The sequence below is a fragment of the Acinetobacter sp. ANC 4173 genome, assembly GCF_004331255.1.
Classification (GTDB): Bacteria; Pseudomonadota; Gammaproteobacteria; order Pseudomonadales; family Moraxellaceae; genus Acinetobacter.
Genome location: NZ_SJOF01000002.1, coordinates 89,969 through 108,611 on the forward strand (window position 1 = coordinate 89,969; position 18,643 = coordinate 108,611).

The following is an 18,643-nucleotide window of genomic DNA, read 5'->3' on the forward strand; positions in this document are numbered from 1 at the left end:
GATGCCGGCGTGCCAAATTGTATAAATTTAAAAATTCATCTTTATATTGGATGATAAGTGAGTTCAAAAAATGGCGTCAAATCAAAGATTCTTAAACAAAGTCGTGATTGTGACTGGTGCCGCTCAAGGCATTGGTCGTGGGGTTGCACTCCAAGTGGCTGAAGAAGGTGCGCAAGTTGTCTTAGCTGATTTATCTGACTATGTCGATGAAACATTAGCAGAGATTGAAGCACATCAAGGCGACGCTATAACCGTCAAAGCCAATCTTGAAACCTTTGCAGGCGCACAAGCCGTTGTTGAAAAAGCACTTGAAGTCTATGGCCGTGTTGATGTACTCATCAATAATGTCGGTGGTGCGATTTGGATGAAACCCTTTGACGAATTTTCTGAAGAAGAAATCATCAAAGAAGTGAATCGCTCATTATTTCCAACGCTGTGGTGTTGTCGCGCAGTTTTACCTGAAATGATTAAAAATCAGCAAGGTACGATTGTAAATGTATCCTCTATTGCGACTCGCGGGATTAACCGCGTGCCGTACTCAGCATCCAAAGGCGGAGTGAATGCCCTTACTGCATCACTGGCTTTTGAGCATGCCAAAGATGGCATTCGTGTGAATGCAGTTGCTACGGGTGGAACCGAAGCACCGCCACGCAAAGTGCCACGCAATGCAAATCCACTGTCTGAAAATGAAAAAACGTGGATGCAACAAGTGGTCGATCAAACCATTGATCGTAGTTTTATGAACCGCTATGGCACGATTCAGGAACAAGTCAATGCGATTGTATTTCTTGCTTCAGATGATTCGTCATATATGACAGGTACAGTGGTTCCTGTAGGCGGTGGCGATCAAGGCTAATTGATCGTCACAAAACTTTATATACAGGATCATGTCTGCATGGAGGCAAATGAATGGCTACCCTGTTTAAAACTTTGAAAGAAGATTGGTCTATTTCAGCCACTGTCGCAGGATTTTTGGCGGTGCTGATTTCCTATTCAGGACCACTCATTATCTTCTTTCAGGCTGCGCAACAAGCTCAAGTTTCCCCGACCATGATGATTTCATGGATTTGGGGTATTTCTATTGGGGCAGCCGTGGCAGGGATATTCCTTTCCATAAAGTTTAAAGTCCCTGTGATTACCGCATGGTCTGCACCGGGTACAGCTTTATTGGTCACCCTGTTCCCGAATATTAGCCTGAATGAAGCTGTAGCTGCTTATATCACCTCAGCTGTGGTGATTTTCCTTATTGGGATCAGTGGTTACTTCGATAAATTGCTGAAATGGATTCCGCAGTCGGTTGCAGCAGGCATGATGGCAGGGATCTTATTCCAATTTGGTTTGGGGCTGTTTAGCGCAACCAACAGTATGCCGATTATTGTGTTTAGCATGCTGTTTGTCTTTTTAGTCGCAAAACGAATTTCCCCACGCTATAGCATGCTTTGGGTGCTGCTTTCAGGTGTGGCCTTGAGCTTTGGGCTTGGTGAAATGAATGCGGTGAGTTTAGATTTCCAACTTGCTATTCCTCAGTTCATCAGTCCCGAGTGGACTTGGCATTCCACCTTGAACCTTGCCCTACCTTTGATTTTAGTCAGTCTGACGGGACAGTTTTTACCGGGCATGGCCATCATGAAACTGAGCGGTTATGACATGCCTGCCAAGCCGATTATCACCACCACCAGTATTGCTTCTTTAGCTGTTGCTTGTGTGGGGGGCATCACCATCGTTTTAGCATCCATTACCGCTGCACTTTGCATGGGCAAAGATGCGCATGAGTTAAAGGAAAAACGTTATATCGCTGGGGTTGCCAACGGCATTTTCTATATTTTAGGTGGTTTGTTTGCAGGCAGTATCGTTCTGTTATTCAGCCTACTACCCAAAGAGCTTGTTGCCGCTTTAGCTGGATTGGCCTTATTGGGTGCCATTTCAACCAATATCGCTGTCGCTATGAGGGATGAGCCTCAACGGGATTCCGCACTCATTACCTTTTTAGCCACGGCTTCAGGAATGCATTTTTTAGGCCTAAGTTCCGTTTTTTGGGGCATTGTGATTGGTTTATTCGCACATGTCATTTTAACCAAACGCCCTACTGAACCTACCACTATTTCATCCACTCAATCGAGTAAAAGTTAGTCCGACCTATATAAGGTCTAGGAAATATTATGATAGATAAAAGTGCAGCGACCTTAACGGAAGCGCTCTCCCAGATACAAGACGGCTCAACCATCATGATCGGTGGTTTTGGTACAGCAGGCCAACCCGCTGAACTCATTGACGGGCTGATCAAGCTTGGACGTAAAGACCTGACCATTGTCAGCAACAACGCAGGCAATGGCGACTATGGTCTGGCGAAACTGTTGAAAGCCGGTGCCGTCAAAAAAGTCATCTGCTCATTCCCACGTCAGTCTGACTCTTGGGTCTTCGATGAACTCTATCGTGCAGGCAAAATCGAACTGGAATTAGTACCTCAAGGCAATTTGGCCTGTCGTATTCAAGCCGCAGGCATGGGACTCGGCGCAGTCTTCACCCCTACAGGCTTTGGTACCTTATTGGCCGAAGGCAAAGAAACCCGTCACATCGACGGTAAAGATTATGTACTGGAATACCCGATCAAAGCTGACTTCGCTTTGATTAAAGCCCAGCAAGGCGATCGTTGGGGTAATTTGGTCTACCGTAAATCGGCACGTAACTTTGGCCCAATCATGGCCATGGCAGCCAATGTGACCATTGCCCAGGTGTCTGAAGTGGTGGAACTCGGGGCGCTTGATCCAGAACACATCATCACCCCAGGTATCTTTGTTCAACATGTGGTACAGGTTCAGCCTGAACCTGTGGCTGTGTAATCGGGAGAACATCATGAGCTATCAAAAACTTAACCGTAACCAAATTGCGGAACGTGTGGCACAAGATATTCCTGATGGGGCTTATGTCAATTTAGGCATTGGCTTACCGACCAAGATTGCCAGCTACTTACCGAATGACAAAGAGATCTTCCTGCATTCTGAAAATGGTTTATTGGCTTTTGGTCCACCGCCTGAAAAAGGTCAAGAAGACCCAGAACTGATCAACGCGGGTAAAGAATACGTAACCATGTTACAAGGCGGCAGCTTTTTCCATCATGGGGATTCGTTTGCCATGATGCGTGGTGGTCACTTGGATATTGCGGTTCTCGGTGCCTTTCAAGTCGCAGCCAATGGTGACTTGGCCAATTGGCATACTGGTGCACCCGATGCGATTCCATCAGTAGGTGGAGCGATGGATTTAGCCGTTGGTGCAAAAAAAGTGTTTATTACCACTGATCATGTCACCAAAAACGGTGAACCGAAGATTGTGGCAGAGCTGACTTACCCAGCCACAGGACAAAAGTGTGTTGACCGCATTTATACCGACCTGTGTGTGATTGATGTCACTGCTGAAGGCTTAAAAGTGATTGAGAAAGTCGACGGTCTAAGCTTTGCAGAATTGCAGGCCATGACCGGTGCTCCGTTGGTGGATGCGACACATTAACTGATTAGTTTGAAAGTTCAATTGTTTTAATAAGGTCATTGCCTCGAATACTGGTTCAAACAGAAACGTTCCGTGTAGGCGATACCCTTACTTTTCAGAGATGAAAAGTAACAAAAATCTTTGTTGGGCTGATGGTATATCCATATACCACAGTCCAACGGGCGGCATCCATGCCGCCATCGAGAAATACTGAATGGAACGCTTTGAATACGGTTCTTGCTTATTAAGATTTGGATTTTCCCCGTAATTCACTATCGTGACAGGCGACATGGATGTCGTTAAGTTGAACAGGGAGGCAAGGAAGCCTCCTCTGTTCAACAAAGGTTTTTGGTCACTTTTTTAAAAAGTGATAAGAACGAGCTACTGGCATTTAACTGAATACGGTAAGACTCCGTCGTGAGTAGATACAGTTTATCTATCAGCAGAGTCCCGTTTCAAAGGACAAGATTAAAAATGAAAGACGCTTATATCATCGATGCCATCCGTACCCCATTCGGCCGTTATGCGGGTGGTTTAGCCCCAGTCCGTGCCGATGACTTGGGTGCGGTGCCGATTCAAGCCTTGATGCAACGTAATCCTAGTGTTGATTGGAAACAGGTCGATGATGTGATTTACGGCTGTGCCAACCAAGCCGGTGAAGACAACCGCAATGTGGGGCGCATGTCGGCATTACTGGCGGGTTTACCTGTCGAAGTCCCAGCAACAACAGTCAACCGTTTATGTGGTTCATCGTTGGATGCGATTGCCATGGCAGCACGTGCGATTAAAGCAGGTGAAGCCAACCTGATCATTGCAGGTGGTGTGGAAAGCATGTCACGTGCACCCTTTGTGATGGGCAAATCAGAAACGGCTTATGGCCGTAGCCAGAAGATTGAAGACACCACCATGGGATGGCGTTTTATCAATTCAAAGCTCAAAGCCATGTATGGTGTAGAGACCATGCCGCAGACCGCAGAGAATGTGGCACAACAATTTCATATTGATCGTGCAGATCAAGACCAGTTTGCCTTGACGAGTCAACAGCGCACAACAGCCGCGCAAGCTCAAGGCTTTTTTAAACACGAGATCATCCCTGTGAGCATTGCTCAGCGTAAGGGTGATCCGATTGTGATCGATACCGATGAACATCCTCGTGCATCGACCACACTAGAAGGTTTGGCTAAACTGAAGCCAGTCGTCACAGCAGAAGGCACCGTCACAGCGGGAAACGCGTCAGGCATTAATGACGGTGCGGCTGCTGTACTGATTGCTTCAGAACAAGCGATTCAGCAATACAACCTTAAACCACGTGCCAAGATTATTGCATCTACGGCTGTGGGGGTTGAACCTCGCATTATGGGCTTCGCCCCAGCCCCTGCGATTAAGAAGCTTCTCAAACAAGCCAATCTCAGCATTGAACAGATGGATGTGATTGAGTTGAATGAAGCCTTTGCGGCACAAGCACTGGCCGTTACCCGTGATTTAGGTTTGGCAGACGATACGACACAAGTGAATCCAAATGGTGGGGCGATTGCGATTGGTCATCCACTCGGTGCTTCGGGCGCACGTTTAGTCACCACAGCACTGAATCAATTAGAACAAACTGGTGGAACCTATGCGCTATGTTCGATGTGTATTGGGGTGGGTCAAGGCATTGCAATGATTATTCAGCGGGTTTAACCCTCATTCTGATCTAGCGTGATGTTTCTACGTATAACTAGCGTGGAAACACTCATTTTTTAATGAATTAAGGAAGAACAGTATGCCTATTTTAACCACGCCTGATGTGCAACTGCATTATCAAACCTTTGGTGATGCTGCCAATCCTGCTTTGGTATTTTCTAATTCTTTGGGTACCAATTATGGCATGTGGCAACAGCAGTTTAATGCTTTAAAAGAGCAGTTCTTTGTGGTGTGTTATGACACGCGTGGTCATGGTGCTTCGTCTACCCCGCAAGGTCCTTACAGCCTGCAACAATTGGGTGAGGATGTGATTCATTTGCTGGATCATTTAAACATTCAACAGGCTGCATTTTGTGGGATTTCTATGGGGGGCTTAACCGGTCAATGGTTGGCCATTCATTATCCTGAGCGTTTTAGCCATGTGGTGGTGTGTAATACGGCGGCTAAAATTGGTCAGGAGCAGGCGTGGCTGGATCGGGCAGCTTTGGTCAGATCTCAAGGTTTACAATCTATCGCGGACACGGCAGCTTCGCGATGGTTTACAGATCCCTTTATCCAAAGCAACGCAGCAACGGTTGCAACGCTTTCAAACGACTTAGGTGCTGGCAGCCCAGAAGGTTATGTGAGTTGTTGTGAGGCTTTGGCTAAAGCGGATGTTCGGGAACAATTAAAGACAATTACCGTACCTGTATTGATTATTGCAGGACGGCAAGATCCTGTGACAACGGTAGCGGATGCTGAGTTTATGCAGAGTCAGATTCCCAAGAGTCAATTGGTAGAAATTAATGCGTCACATATTTCTAATGTGGAACAGCCAACGGCGTTTAATCAGAACCTTATGAATTTCCTACAAGTGAATGCATGTCTATAAGCATACATTCATTTAAATACATCATATTGCAATAAGATCAGCATAATCCAAGTGATCATAAAATTGACCAGATCACTTGGATTTGCTATAAAATTGTATAGATCTTAAGGACTAAGATCTGAATAAGAAAACCAAGCGCATGGAATGGAATCTTCAAGTATATGCCTGTTATTAAACACTTAAAATAAGGATATTGTTTCCTTCACTGAATACTTGTTGAAAACAGCATTTTTTGGCAATTCTGGTCTGTATCTTGCATTGATCTTTATATATTTTGCGCACAACTGAATCATCTAAGTGCAGTATTTACACCTCTTCAAAATTCTTCCAAGCAGGGCTTTCAAAGGTGAAATACAAGCAGGAGTTAGCCAAAGGAATAATGATATGTATCAAGCCAACTCTTCTGAATTAAATGGACGGAATTTCCAGCAGGAATCTATTTTTTCTCCCCATAATTTACTCTTCAACCATCAAGATATAAATGAAACCTGTAAAAATGTAGGGCAAGTTTTTAAGCCTCATCTGTTAAAAATCTCCAAGCCTCAGAAAAATTTTAGTGCAACCATGCACCATGTTAAAACAGGTGCCCTGTCCATTAGCCGTCTAGTCTACGGTGCGGATGTGATTATAGAACCCGACCATTTAGACAAATTTTATTTAATCCAAATTCCAACCCATGGTTATGCTGAAATTGAGTTTGGACATCAAAAATTTATGTCCTATTCGCAAGTCGCATCCATCATCTCACCGCAACAATCTTTACGGATGCGCTGGCATGCCAACTCTCCGCAACTCATTTTAAAAATTTCTAAAGATGATTTTCTGCATCATTGTCGCCAACATATTCCTGACACTGACAACACCCCGCTTATTTTTGATCCTAAGCTCGATTTTACTAGCCAAAATGGCAGCTACTTTTTGCAATTACTTCGCACTTTAATGGATGCTCTAGCATGCGACAAACATCCACTGCACCATCCATTGGCTTTTAAACAGTTTGAATCGAATCTATTAAACGCGCTGATTTATGGGCAGCCCAATAATGGCTTAGATAAAATTGACTCTCATAAAGATAAAACGATTTCGCCACATTTTATTAAACGGACTGAAGCCTATATCCAACAACATTTACATGAGCCGTTAAGTGTGGAAACGCTGGCGGAACAAGCGGGTGTAAGTGTACGTACTCTATTTACGGGCTTTAAAAACTATTTGGGCACGACCCCAATGGCATATCTGAGAGAATTACGTTTTGAGCAGGCACACTTAGAACTTGTACGAAATGAACATTTAACCGTTACAGACGTGGCATTTAAATGGGGATTTACGCATTTAGGTCGATTTTCTCAAGAATATAAAAGACGCTTTGGAACTTTGCCGTCATCTACCCGTCGTTGTAGCTAACCCAATTTAAATACACTCTACAATTCAGCTCTCAAAGAAAGAAATCGCCTTTTATCCTGCATGGATAAAAGGCTAAGTTGAATTAGAAATGATGAATATAACGAACTTGCATCCGCGTCCCTTCAGGACGGTTTTCTGCATCTTGTTCGAAATAGGCATTGGCAACGACATGGTTGTTTGGTGAAAAACTGTACATTGCACCCGGACCAATTGCCCAAACTTTTTCTTTACGTCCTTTTACTTTCTCGCCATCCACTTCGGTATCGGTGATTTGCTTTAACCAGTAGCCATTTAGCCCCAAGCGAAATTGTGGCGTAACGGCATAATCTGTAGCAAAGTTTGCATGTAATGCCTGCCCTGCTTGAATCTCATCTGCACCTGAAAAGGCATAACTTGGATCATCATTTTTAAAATTATACAGATAATGAATACGTGTCGAAGCCGTCCACTTTGGATTAAACCAGTATGTTGCAGCCCAATACGGATTCAACGAAACTGCATGATTACTTGGATTGATATCTTTTTGTGAACTGTAATCCCCTGTTGGCAGGTTCACTTGAAACTCAATCCGATGTACAAATTTGGGACCCGCTGCGCCCATAATTGGATCGAATTGTACAAAAGGACCAATCATCACATCACCAAAACCACTTTGTGACTTGATTGCCAGATTATTCAAGCCATCATCCATCTCCATTTTGCTCACAAAGGGAATCAGAAAGTTAATCCCTAAACTGGCATGCTCGCCTAATTTAACATTAGATAAGTAGCTAATTTGCTCCACGATCACTTGATAGTTGAGGTCTGTTTTCGGTAAAGGGAGTTTGTTTCCATGTGCATCGACCAATTCATCACTTTCATAGTTTTGAAAATAGGTCTGTGCATACCAACCTGTCCCCGCTGGTAAGCCACCATCTAAAAAACTGGTCATACCTAAATTTACAGTCGGCAAATCATAGGCTTGTGCCATGACAGAAATACAACTCAAACTACAGAGCAAAACACTTTTTTGTATTACATGAAACTTCATTGTTTTTTCCTAAATAAAAAAGTCACGATGAAACATCGTGACTAAATCTTTAATTGCTTAGCTCTGGATGAGCAGCCGCGACTCGGTATTTCCCCGCATGGAAAACCAATGGCTCTCCCTGCCGTTGTTGATATTGCTCAATCTGACCAATAAAAATAAGATGATCGCCCCCTTCATATTGGGTCACATTTCGACAGACAAGGGTTGCCAGTACATCCTCCAGAATAGGGACACCTACATCACATTCGCGATGTGCAATGCCTGCGAATTTGTCCGTAGAAGCTTTGGCAAAATGTCCTGAAAGTAAATGATGTTCCTGTGCCAACATATGAATCGCAAAATGTTCGGCATCAACAAAATCTGACAGGCTTGGGGCAGTTTTAGACAAACTCCATAAAATTAATGGCGGGTCGAGTGACAAAGAAGAAAAAGAGTTCGCAGTCATGCCTACTTTTCGTCCCTGCTTACTGCGTGTCGTGATGACCGTTACGCCTGTTGCAAACTGCCCGAGTAAATTCCGTATTTCTCTTGGGTTTTCCACGTTTACTGGCTGTAATGCCATATCTTCAATGCTATCAATCATGAGTAAGATCCTTTTTACAAAGCCTGATTAGGCAACTTTTTGAGCTGTTTTCATGGCAAGAAAATGCTGAGCCTGTTCCGCATCAAACCACCACGGTGCAAAGTCTCGTGGGTCATCAAAATTATTTGCCATCACTGATGCAATCGCTTGGTTCTGGCTGGCTGCTGCAAGTAATTCCACAACATGCGGTTGCGGTGGTAACAGCAGACTATTGGTCCATGCCACAACGTTTTCGGCATAGGTCCAATAACGCTCAAAGGTTTGTTGCATCCATACCTCACTAAAGACCTGATCATCATTAGACAAAATGGCATCGAAATAAATCTTGCTGCATTTGGCAGCATTATTTGAACCCTGACCTGTAATTGGATCATTTACGACTAGCGCATCTGCCATACCAAAGATTTTTTTACCTGAAGGCAGTGTCAATACAGGTTTGCGCACTGTTGGTGGGAATCGACCTGCCAAATAGCCGCCTGCATCGGTAAGTTCAACATCGCTGCAACGCTCAAATTCCCATGGCACGTATTTTTTAAGCAGTTCAAGACTGCGCTGTAAATGCTGTTCAGGCGTTTGTACATCCTGCCAACAGTCCATAGGGCCGTTGGGAATGCCTTCAAAAACCATAATGTCGCATGGTCCATTAATGGTCAGTGCTGGGAAAGAGAAATATTCCCCCACTTCTGGAATAATGTTGAAAGTGACGCGTGAATATGGCGAGACCGGTTTCATGCCTTTAACATAGGTCAGTGCCAAGGCACGTTGCGGTCGATCAAAGGTGCTTCGTTCCGCATCACGTTCAAACTGTTTGACGACCTCACCCTTTCCAGCGGCTAGCAAGACCAATTCATATTCATTGGCCAATTGCTCTAGTTCTTCAATACCCACATCCTGAATGATTAATCGCCCACCACGTTTTTCAAATTCCTGCATCCAAAAAGGCATTTTTACGCGCTGATCGACCGATTGTGCATAGCGTTCCAGACGAGCACTCCATTCAAAGGCTTTGCCACCATGTTCAGGATTGACCAAAGCCAAGCCAATTCCTTCGACTGCAGGACATTGTTCTTCCCAAAAGTTCAGCCCTAAGTCTCGTTCCGTTTGTAAAGCAGTATGAAACATACATTGACTAGACATGACTTTGCCCTGACGGATTTCATCGGCAGTACGATTGGTAATTAAGGTCACGTCATAGCCTGTATCTAACAGACCTAATCCAAGTTGCAGGCCTGATTGTCCTGCTCCAACAATTGCAATACGGCGCATGTGTTTCTCCAAATTTCTGAATGTTCTAAATAATGAATGTCTGTTTTAGCTGGCTAAGCGTGGAATGGCAGGTTGTGCCCCTTCTGGTCCCATCACTGAATATCCACCATCAACGGCATAATCTGCCCCAGTTACAAAACTCGCGGCAGGTGACAGTAAAAACTGCACCACATTGGCCACTTCTTCTGGATGTCCCAAGCGACCCAATAAGTGATAATCCGCGGCAACGCCATCTGCTTTTTCACGGTTGTTGCCGCTGACTTCGGCAATCACCCGCGACCATGTCCAACCTGGGGAAATCGAATTGACCCGAATGCCATCAGCGGCAAAATCCATGGCCATACTTTGAGTTAATTGGCGAATAGCCGCTTTGGATACGGGATATAACCAGCGTCCTGTTTGCGCATACTTGGCAGAAATCGAAGTAAAATTCACAATCGAACCACGATGCTCTTTTAAGTCTGGATAAAAGGCACGTGTTAACTCCACTACAGACAACACATTGACATCCAATGCCTTTAGCCAGTCCTGACGAGAGGACTGAAAGCCATCATCTAAGTAAGTACATGCCAAGTTCACCAAACAACTGACTTCACCCAAATGCTGATGAATGTTCTTGACTGCCTGCTGAATCGCAACATCACTGGTCAAATCCACTTGTATGAACATCACGTCATAAGGAAAACTTTCTGCAACTTTCTTTCCGTTGGCATCAATATCCAGAATGGCAACGCGTGCACCGGCATTCACCAAAGCCTGAACCACGGCTTTGCCAATGAGAGTTGCACCGCCACTGACCACGGCAACCTTGCCTTTTAAATCAATATTCATAATCACACTCCCTCACCAATCGGTTTGCCTTCACTGCTGTTCCATGACGGCATCAGCGTATTGGAAGGTAGATCTTCATTCAGGAGTTTTTTAGCTGTCTCAACACCGGCCACAGGCAATCCCTCAGGGTTGAGTAAACCAATTTGCACCAGTACCGATGCCTGATCCCAATAAATATGTTCATGACACAGTTTAGAACCGCGAAATTGAATAACACCCAGCATTGGAATTTCGACGTATTTGCCTGTTGGTTTCACCCCGGGGAGTAGCCAATCAATTTCAGTATCGTGAGTAAAACTCATGATAAATTCATCGACCACCTGTGTTGATCCCACCGTGCGTGATATAGAAGTAATCTTCATGTCTTCAGGGTTTTGATGGACAAAATGGTAACGATAGAAACGCGCTAACTGACTTTGCCCCACACCCCCTGTCAACGTTGGAATATGATTGACATAAGGTTCAGCCACCATGGTTGCCATCGTCGCAGGGACATCTCGAGTATCAAACTCATGCCGAATATGCTCTTCCCATAACGCCACCAAGTCATAATGTGGTCCAATCGTGTCATGCAGTGCAGTCACCGTTCGCTCATGGGCAAATCGGGCTGATGGTTTGTGGTAATGCTGACTTTTCGGTCGAGCAAAGGCATGATCGACATCTTCATAGACATAGGCTTTGACATTGCTATATTGACTCGTGGTTTGCAAAATCGCTTGTCGTGCATCTGGTGGGGTAAATTGATCTAACTCTGCAATATGCAGTACCAAACGTCCTTTCAAGTTTGCCAGCTCATCCAGTACATTTTCTAAACCAACCCCGTAGTATCCAACGGCGCAAGCAACTTCTGGCAAACGACAGGCAGCTAAATATGCCAGTTTTCCGCCCAAGCAATACCCAACAACACCCAGCCCTGTCGAGGTATCACATTCAGGTCGTGTTTGCAGATAAGCCAGACTGTCCTGAATATCTTCTACGCCTAAGTTTTCATCGTATTGCTGATAAAGTGCATAAGCTTTTTGAAAATCTTCTGGGGTATAACCCAATTCAATATTGGCCGCACTACGCCAAAATAAATCAGGAACAAGCACGGTGTATCCTTCTTCGGCAAGAAAATTTGCTTTTTCCCGCATTGCAGCATTGACCCCAAAGATTTCCTGACACAACACAATGCCCGGACCTTTACCTGAAGATGGGGCGACCAAGTAAGCACTAAATTGTTTACCAGTCTCGGTTTTTATCTGAATCGTTTGACCAGCCATAATCGTCAACTCCTGACTTTGTTATGGCTTTATCTTCTATCCAAATTTTTAAGATGACTGTCCAAAAGCTGCGAGCACTATCCAATCCATGCGCAATTCTAAATCGCGTTTCTAAATATGGATGCTTCTTTTGCTTGCACAGGTGACACAAAATAATCTGTTAAAAAAAACAATCCAGCACCAATGGAAAAAATGGATGAAGTTCAGGAGTTAATGGATAGTCCTCTAAGTATAAAAATAGTTCAATCAAGATATGTTCATACCTCGCGATATCACAACTTTCTCTACCGTTTAAAGAGTCCCTCTGCCGATCAAAACAAGGCGATGACTCTGGTGTAAATCGAACACCTTTCACTCATGCGCATGGCATAAGAACATTGCTCACGCAAAATTCATCCATCCATGCCATGAGTAAATTTGTACAAAAAGGGTCAATCCAACCGAGCTAAAACATACCTTCAAAGGAAGAATTATGAGAACAATTGAAGTAAATCAGATTATTAATCGGGAGAAACTCTCCCCCCTACAATGGCTCGTTTTTATACTGGGTTTTTTGGTCTTTTTCTGCGATGGCCTAGATACAGGAATTATTGGCTTTATTGCACCTGCTTTACTGGATGATTGGGGGATTAGCAAACCACAATTAGCACCCGTACTCAGTGCCGCATTGGTTGGTATGTCAATTGGTGCGATTATCTCAGGCCCCCTATCCGATAAGTTTGGTCGTAAAGGCATTATTGTCACAACCACACTTCTGTTTTCAGTGTTTACCATTCTTTGTGGCTTTGCCAACTCTACCCAAGAACTGATGATTTACCGTTTTATTACGGGGGTTGGATTAGGTGCAGCCATGCCAAACATCAGTACCATGGTGTCTGAATATATGCCCGTTAAGCGCAAAGCCTTTCTCACAGGACTCGCAGGTTGTGGTTTTATGTTAGGCATTTCTTGTGGTGGAGTATTGTCCGCCTATTTACTTGAAGGATTTGGTTGGTCGAAAGTCATTATTCTGGGCGGTAGTATTCCTTTGCTATTGGTCATTGCATTACTGCTTGCTTTACCTGAATCGACACAATCGCTGATTGCACGCAACCGCCAAGATAAAGCACTCGCCATCTTAGAAAAAATTCAAGGACATCCGTTTAGCGAACCTGTGAAACTGGTGTTGCCACAAACCGAAACCACCAATGAAAATCCTGTAAAAATTGTATTGGGTAAATATTTGTGGGGTTCTAGCATGTTGTGGTTGTGCTGTTTTACCAGCCTCTTGGTGTTTTATCTTTTAACCAGTTGGATGCCAACCATTTTAAAAACGGCGGGCTTTAGTACACAACAATTTAGCTTAATTGCCGCAATTTTCCCTTTTGGTGGTGTGATTGGCGCAACCATCATGGGTTGGTATATGGATAAGGTGAATCCAACCACCGTAATCAAATATGCTTATCTCATCGCATTCGGCTTATTCCTTGTTGCGGGTGTAGTCAGCTCAAATATTTTATTGCTCGGCATCACCATTTTCTTGATTGGCGCATTACTTGCTGGCGCGCAATCTTCACTCCTACCATTGGCAACCCTGTTCTATCCAGCCGTTTGTCGCGCAGTTGGCGTGTCTTGGATGCATGGCATCGGACGGATTGGTGCAATCTTAGGGGCATTCTTTGGTTCACTTATATTCACCTTTAACTTAAGTTTAGGTGGCATCTTCTTTATACTGGCCATCCCCACTTTTATTTCATTTATGGCTTTAACCTTAAAAGTCATCTATGAAAAATCCAAATCTAAAGCAATCTATAACTTAGAAAATTCGGTCTAACCCATTTATATATTGCATTAAAAAACCCCTGATGAAATTTCTCAATCAGGGGTTTCTTATATCTCATCATTTATTCACGTGACTTATTTTTAGTTTCACTTGGCTTTTCACCAAACTCCTCTTTATAGTCTTGGGAAAAACGACTGAGGTGGGTAAAACCCCAATCATAAGCCAATTTTGAAATCGATAACTTAGCATTCATATTGGCATGACTTAAAATTTTATAAATTTGCTGCAAGCGATATTTGCGCAGAAAGGACATCGGGCTAGTACCATAATATTGCTGAAACTCATCGTACAGTTTTGACTTTGAAACACCTGCCAAACGTTGTAAATCATCAGCACGAATATCTTCATGTGCATGTTCAATAATGAAATTTCTAACTTTGCGAATATAAACAGGCTCTTGTTGCTGTGCCTGTACTTTTAATGCCGCAGAATAATTATGCTCCTGAGAAAGCAATAACGCTTTAATCACAAAATTTTCATAATCATCGGACAGCATTTGCAAGCCAAAAAAACCATTATTCTGTGCATTAAACTGCAAGAAATTTTGGATGTTTTTCCACCATACATGAATTAATTGAGTCGAATCGATGTGCATTTCTGGATTAAAAATAATGGGCTGATCAATGGACTGATTCAATAAATCTGCTAAAACCATATGCATACTTCGCTCAGGAATCACGACCTGTAATTTCTGGCAATCACGGTTAATAACCAATTCCTGACAATCATTATTCGAGACAATTAACCCTCTATTCTCATCTGAAACATAATTTTCACCACGAATAGTTAGGGCCTGTTTCCCCTGTAAAGGCAAGCTAATACTATAGGCTTTTAAATTGGAAATATTGATGGCGACATTTGCACCATAACGAATCGTGCCAATCGCCATTTTTCGATTGGGCAAACGCATACCATCGTAATGAAAATCTAAGGTATCGCGTGCACTTGTATCCAAACGATGTTCGCCACAAATGCTCGACATTAAATTCTGAGCAAAATCTGCTTGCCGAGAATAGTGGTTCACATTCATCTGTTGGCTGAGTGATGTCATATCCTTTTCACCTAGCTAAGACCCTGTTACTTAAAACAGCAACTTTTATGCCAATCAAAATCCTTCGATTGGTCATTCTTCTATCCTTTCATTGAAACTATATATCAAGACAGAATCTTTTTCTTTTTTTAAATGAAAAAGTTAATTTTGTGAAATACTTCTAGAGTATATTTTTATATCAAACTGATTCAGCCCGTTTGTTTTTGTTATATTTTTTCAGGGATTGATGAACAAATACATTTCTTTGTATTAAATTATAGGCAGATAAAAGGGCTAGTTTTACCAGCCCTTTAGATTATTAATTACCTCGATAGGTCGAGTATCCATAGGGACTTAATAACAAGGGAATGTGGTAGTGACTGACACTGCCATCAACTTTGAAGATAACTGGGACCTCTGGGAAAAAAGTGCTCTGATTATTCTTTTTGAACCAGTCTCCTGTTTTGAACGTAACCTTATAAATTCCTTGTGCCAACGGCTGATTTTCAGGAAAAAGCGCCGTAATACGACCATTTGGTCCTGTAACTTGCTGATTCAGCTTCACCCAGTGATTACCCGAACTCTTTTCCAGTACCACCTCAACATCAGCTGAAGGTAAACCGTTTTCTAGATTTAACACATGCACACTTAATGGGTTATTTTGTGCAAACGCCATTGATGCCAATAACAGTGTTGAGAGTGGTAAAAATTGCTTAAACATAATGGAATCCTTAACGATTAAAACTAGACTGAATGGCTGCCTCAGCACAATACTGATCATTTTTGGCGCCTCCTGCACCCGCAACCCCAATTGCACCGACCACCTGATTTTCATAACGCACTGGTAAACCGCCTCCTAACAACAGCAAATTAGGTAAAGTGGTTAAATTTTTTGCATCACTGTTTTCATGGGCATTTTGACTTAATAACAAGGTCGCTGTTTTGGTCGATAACGCGGTATAGGCTTTCTTTTCGGCCGCGCCCAAATTATGGGGGCCGACATTTTCATGCCTACTCGCCATCAAGGTATTTCCACCCCGATCAACCACGACCACTGCAATGTTGTGCTGTATTTTTTGACAAGCAGCTACTGCGGCATCAACAAGGGCGTGTGCAGCTTTGGAATCGAGTGAATAAACTTGATTCAATTGAACGGTTTGTGCAAAAGTACTGCTACTCATCAGCATTACTGTTAAAACAAGCCCTTTGAGATCGTTCATCATGATTGCCCCGAATTAAGTTTTACAAAATCTTATACAACCTGAATGATTTGAAGCATGACAATCACATTACAAAGTTGTCATCTTCAAAATGAGTCTGAGCAAAATGTGTATTCTAATTATCGAAGATGAAGTGAAGATCGCCTCATATCTGGTGAAGGGCTTAAATGAATCTGGCTATGCCGCTGAATGTGTTCATTCCGGGCTAGAAGGCTTGGAAAAACTAAAAATGCAACCTTATACCTTGGTCATATTAGATGTGATGCTGCCCGATATTAATGGCTGGGCAGTCTTAAAAGTATTGCGTCAATTTTCCCATATACCCGTGATTTTTCTCACCGCCAAAGACCAGATTATTGATAGGGTCAAAGGTCTGGAACTAGGTGCCGATGACTATCTGGCCAAACCTTTTTCATATATTGAATTACTCGCGCGCATTAAAAGCTTGCTGAGACGGCAACAGTATGTTCAGGAAAACGAGCTATGGATGGGCAACTTAAAAATGGACTTAATCCATCATAAAGTTTGGCGTCATGAGCAGTTAATTGAACTCAGTAAAAAGGAGTTTAATTTATTGCACTTTATGCTACGGCACCCAAATGAAATTATTACGCGCAGGCAAATTGCTTCCGAGGTTTGGCATATCAATTTTGATACCGATACAAATTTTATTGATGTCGCAGTACGACGCTTACGCAGTAAAATTGACGAGGGACATGAGATAAAATTAATTCATACTGTCCGTGGCTTGGGCTATAAAATTTCGGTTGAAGCATAATGTTTAAGCCCATTCGCTCTTTAGAACTCCGATTAACGCTATTGGTTACAGGGTGTGCTGCAATGGTCTTGTGCGCTGTAGCATTTATGACCTATCTGGGTATTAACCAGATTTTAATTGCTCAGCAAGATAGGGCTTTGGTTGAACGAATTGAGCGACTGGAAATTTTGCTGCAAGACAGCAGCAATATTGAACAGATTATCGCTCGCCCGAAGCTGTATCAAAACATGTTGGGAAATCAGGATAATTTGTTTTTATTGATTCAGGGCAATCAGATTCTCATCAACATCAATCCTCTTGGCATTCCGCTGCCTGAATTTACCCATCAGCCCCAAATTCAATTCCAAGATTTATCGGCTCATACTTACCCCACCCGTATTGCTTGGAAAACCATTCAAATCAATCAGCAGCCCTATGTGTTAATTGCAGGCAAACAGTGGTCTGAACGTTTAGCTATCATCTCGCCTTTTCAAAAACGTCTTTTCATTTATGTATTTACAGGCATCTTAGCCATTTTCATACTCTGTACGATTGCTAGCCGTCTGGGATTGAACGCATTAAGAACTCTGCGAGAACAGACTCATGCCATTAATATTCACAAACTTGAGCAGCGACTCAATCTGATTCATCCCCCTCAAGAGATTGAACAACTAGCATCCGATATCAACGCCATGCTTGATCGTATTGAAATGGGATATAGCCAACTGAATCGCTTCTCTGAAGACATTGCGCATGAATTTAGAACCCCATTGAATAATTTAATTGGGCAAACCGAAATTTTACTCATGAGTGAACGTAGTCCTGCACAGTATCAGGAACTCTTGATTTCCAACTTGGAGGACTATCAACGTTTAAAACGAATGATTGACAGCATGTTATTTCTCGCCCGCGCAGATGCACACAAAGTTTGCTTAAACAAACAGAAAATTCAGCTTCAATCATTTATAGAAGATATATTCAGTATTTTCGAGTATCAAGCTGAAGAGCAACACTGCAATTTTGTTTTAAGGCTTGAAGCGACTGAGCTATCGGCAGATCCAGAACTGTTACAACAAGCGCTATATAATCTGATATCAAATGCACTCATTCACGGCGGCAATTACCGAACTATTTATGTGCTTAGCCACCGAAAGAACATTAATAATATGCAGATGATTACATTATCTGTGATCACCAGTGGTTTAGAAGTTGCCCCTGAACATTTGCCTCATCTCTTTGAGCGTTTTTATCAGTGCAGCTCCAGCAGACAAAGCCCTCATCAAACGGGTGGTTTAGGCCTATCGATTGTGGCATCCATTTTGACGCTTCATCAGGGAATGTATCAGGCAATCAATAGCGCAGAAGGTATCTGTTTTGAACTGCTATTCCCAGAGGTGTGAT

The 18,643-nt window shown here is 43.0% G+C and carries 18 protein-coding genes; 10 read left to right on the forward strand and 8 right to left on the reverse strand.

Annotation, left to right across the window (positions count from 1 at the left end; all coding sequences use genetic code 11):
• Positions 1-70 precede the first annotated feature (70 nt).
• The 7 genes from benD (at position 71) to E0H94_RS02880 (ending at position 7,441) form a co-directional block, all read left to right on the forward strand.
• Positions 71-856 carry a benzoate diol dehydrogenase BenD gene (gene benD / locus E0H94_RS02850; RefSeq protein WP_131325046.1) on the forward strand — a complete coding sequence of 262 codons (786 nt, stop codon included), beginning with the start codon at positions 71-73 and terminating at the stop codon, positions 854-856.
• A 53-nt stretch (positions 857-909) separates the two neighbouring features.
• On the forward strand, positions 910-2,130 hold the full coding sequence (gene benE / locus E0H94_RS02855; RefSeq protein WP_131325047.1) for a benzoate/H(+) symporter BenE: 1,221 nt from the start codon (positions 910-912) through the stop codon (positions 2,128-2,130).
• A gap of 29 nt (positions 2,131-2,159) precedes the next feature.
• Positions 2,160-2,840, forward strand: coding sequence for a 3-oxoacid CoA-transferase subunit A (locus tag E0H94_RS02860; RefSeq protein ID WP_104442200.1), 681 nt, complete (start codon positions 2,160-2,162; stop codon positions 2,838-2,840).
• 13 nt (positions 2,841-2,853) lie between these two features.
• Complete coding sequence (locus tag E0H94_RS02865; RefSeq protein ID WP_131325048.1) at positions 2,854-3,504, forward strand: 3-oxoacid CoA-transferase subunit B; 651 nt, start codon at positions 2,854-2,856, stop codon at positions 3,502-3,504.
• Between the two features lie 453 nt (positions 3,505-3,957).
• Entirely contained in the window at positions 3,958-5,163 is a 1,206-nt protein-coding gene (pcaF, locus tag E0H94_RS02870; protein WP_131325049.1) for a 3-oxoadipyl-CoA thiolase, read from the forward strand.
• Positions 5,164-5,245: 82 nt separating this feature from the next.
• Positions 5,246-6,037, forward strand: a complete 792-nt coding sequence (gene pcaD, locus E0H94_RS02875) for a 3-oxoadipate enol-lactonase (protein WP_131325050.1) — start codon at positions 5,246-5,248, stop codon at positions 6,035-6,037.
• A 384-nt stretch (positions 6,038-6,421) separates the two neighbouring features.
• Positions 6,422-7,441 carry a helix-turn-helix domain-containing protein gene (locus tag E0H94_RS02880; RefSeq protein WP_131325051.1) on the forward strand — a complete coding sequence of 340 codons (1,020 nt, stop codon included), beginning with the start codon at positions 6,422-6,424 and terminating at the stop codon, positions 7,439-7,441.
• A gap of 82 nt (positions 7,442-7,523) precedes the next feature.
• On the opposite strand, the gene E0H94_RS02885 is transcribed toward E0H94_RS02880, so the two are convergent.
• The 5 genes from E0H94_RS02885 to E0H94_RS02905 form a co-directional block, all read right to left on the reverse strand.
• A complete protein-coding gene (locus E0H94_RS02885; RefSeq protein WP_227548543.1) occupies positions 7,524-8,411 on the reverse strand; it encodes a transporter in 888 nt (295 codons plus the stop codon).
• 109 nt (positions 8,412-8,520) lie between these two features.
• The gene (locus tag E0H94_RS02890; RefSeq protein ID WP_131325352.1) at positions 8,521-9,051 is read right to left on the reverse strand and encodes a flavin reductase family protein; all 531 of its coding nucleotides are present in this window, start codon (positions 9,049-9,051) and stop codon (positions 8,521-8,523) included.
• Positions 9,052-9,081: 30 nt separating this feature from the next.
• Entirely contained in the window at positions 9,082-10,320 is a 1,239-nt protein-coding gene (locus tag E0H94_RS02895) for a styrene monooxygenase/indole monooxygenase family protein (protein WP_205679284.1), read from the reverse strand.
• 45 nt (positions 10,321-10,365) lie between these two features.
• The gene (locus E0H94_RS02900) at positions 10,366-11,151 is read right to left on the reverse strand and encodes an SDR family oxidoreductase (RefSeq protein WP_131325054.1); all 786 of its coding nucleotides are present in this window, start codon (positions 11,149-11,151) and stop codon (positions 10,366-10,368) included.
• 2 nt (positions 11,152-11,153) lie between these two features.
• Entirely contained in the window at positions 11,154-12,413 is a 1,260-nt protein-coding gene (locus E0H94_RS02905; protein ID WP_131325055.1) for a dienelactone hydrolase family protein, read from the reverse strand.
• A gap of 472 nt (positions 12,414-12,885) precedes the next feature.
• Here E0H94_RS02905 and E0H94_RS02910 point away from each other — a divergent pair, with 472 nt between their 5' ends.
• Positions 12,886-14,226, forward strand: a complete 1,341-nt coding sequence (locus tag E0H94_RS02910) for an MFS transporter (RefSeq protein WP_131325056.1) — start codon at positions 12,886-12,888, stop codon at positions 14,224-14,226.
• Positions 14,227-14,296: 70 nt separating this feature from the next.
• Here the strand turns inward: E0H94_RS02910 and E0H94_RS02915 are convergent, their stop codons facing one another.
• From E0H94_RS02915 to E0H94_RS02925, 3 genes are all read right to left on the reverse strand, one after another.
• Complete coding sequence (locus E0H94_RS02915; protein ID WP_131325057.1) at positions 14,297-15,286, reverse strand: AraC family transcriptional regulator; 990 nt, start codon at positions 15,284-15,286, stop codon at positions 14,297-14,299.
• Positions 15,287-15,584: 298 nt separating this feature from the next.
• Entirely contained in the window at positions 15,585-15,986 is a 402-nt protein-coding gene (gene uraH, locus E0H94_RS02920; RefSeq protein WP_131325058.1) for a hydroxyisourate hydrolase, read from the reverse strand.
• A 10-nt stretch (positions 15,987-15,996) separates the two neighbouring features.
• A complete protein-coding gene (locus tag E0H94_RS02925; RefSeq protein WP_171462039.1) occupies positions 15,997-16,485 on the reverse strand; it encodes a GlcG/HbpS family heme-binding protein in 489 nt (162 codons plus the stop codon).
• Between the two features lie 106 nt (positions 16,486-16,591).
• On the opposite strand from E0H94_RS02925, the gene E0H94_RS02930 reads away from it, so the two are divergent.
• Positions 16,592-17,263 (forward strand): heavy metal response regulator transcription factor, encoded by a 672-nt coding sequence (locus E0H94_RS02930; protein WP_131325060.1) that lies wholly within the window; start codon positions 16,592-16,594, stop codon positions 17,261-17,263.
• Positions 17,260-18,642: a heavy metal sensor histidine kinase gene (locus tag E0H94_RS02935; protein WP_131325061.1), complete on the forward strand. Its 1,383-nt coding sequence runs from the start codon at positions 17,260-17,262 to the stop codon at positions 18,640-18,642. Before E0H94_RS02930 ends, E0H94_RS02935 begins: the two co-directional genes overlap by 4 nt.
• Position 18,643: the final 1 nt, after the last annotated feature.

Bases quoted from the DNA above. Each gene is read 5' to 3' on its own strand.
- benD (WP_131325046.1), top strand. From the start codon at position 71: ATGGCGTCAAATCAAAGATTCTTAAACAAAGTCGTGATTGTGACTGGT.
- benE (WP_131325047.1), top strand. From the start codon at position 910: ATGGCTACCCTGTTTAAAACTTTGAAAGAAGATTGGTCTATTTCAGCC.
- E0H94_RS02860 (WP_104442200.1), top strand. From the start codon at position 2,160: ATGATAGATAAAAGTGCAGCGACCTTAACGGAAGCGCTCTCCCAGATA.
- E0H94_RS02865 (WP_131325048.1), top strand. From the start codon at position 2,854: ATGAGCTATCAAAAACTTAACCGTAACCAAATTGCGGAACGTGTGGCA.
- pcaF (WP_131325049.1), top strand. From the start codon at position 3,958: ATGAAAGACGCTTATATCATCGATGCCATCCGTACCCCATTCGGCCGT.
- pcaD (WP_131325050.1), top strand. From the start codon at position 5,246: ATGCCTATTTTAACCACGCCTGATGTGCAACTGCATTATCAAACCTTT.
- E0H94_RS02880 (WP_131325051.1), top strand. From the start codon at position 6,422: ATGTATCAAGCCAACTCTTCTGAATTAAATGGACGGAATTTCCAGCAG.
- E0H94_RS02885 (WP_227548543.1), bottom strand. From the start codon at position 8,411: ATGGCACAAGCCTATGATTTGCCGACTGTAAATTTAGGTATGACCAGT.
- E0H94_RS02895 (WP_205679284.1), bottom strand. From the start codon at position 10,320: ATGCGCCGTATTGCAATTGTTGGAGCAGGACAATCAGGCCTGCAACTT.
- E0H94_RS02900 (WP_131325054.1), bottom strand. From the start codon at position 11,151: ATGAATATTGATTTAAAAGGCAAGGTTGCCGTGGTCAGTGGCGGTGCA.
- E0H94_RS02905 (WP_131325055.1), bottom strand. From the start codon at position 12,413: ATGGCTGGTCAAACGATTCAGATAAAAACCGAGACTGGTAAACAATTT.
- E0H94_RS02910 (WP_131325056.1), top strand. From the start codon at position 12,886: ATGAGAACAATTGAAGTAAATCAGATTATTAATCGGGAGAAACTCTCC.
- E0H94_RS02915 (WP_131325057.1), bottom strand. From the start codon at position 15,286: ATGACATCACTCAGCCAACAGATGAATGTGAACCACTATTCTCGGCAA.
- uraH (WP_131325058.1), bottom strand. From the start codon at position 15,986: ATGTTTAAGCAATTTTTACCACTCTCAACACTGTTATTGGCATCAATG.
- E0H94_RS02925 (WP_171462039.1), bottom strand. From the start codon at position 16,485: ATGAACGATCTCAAAGGGCTTGTTTTAACAGTAATGCTGATGAGTAGC.
- E0H94_RS02930 (WP_131325060.1), top strand. From the start codon at position 16,592: ATGTGTATTCTAATTATCGAAGATGAAGTGAAGATCGCCTCATATCTG.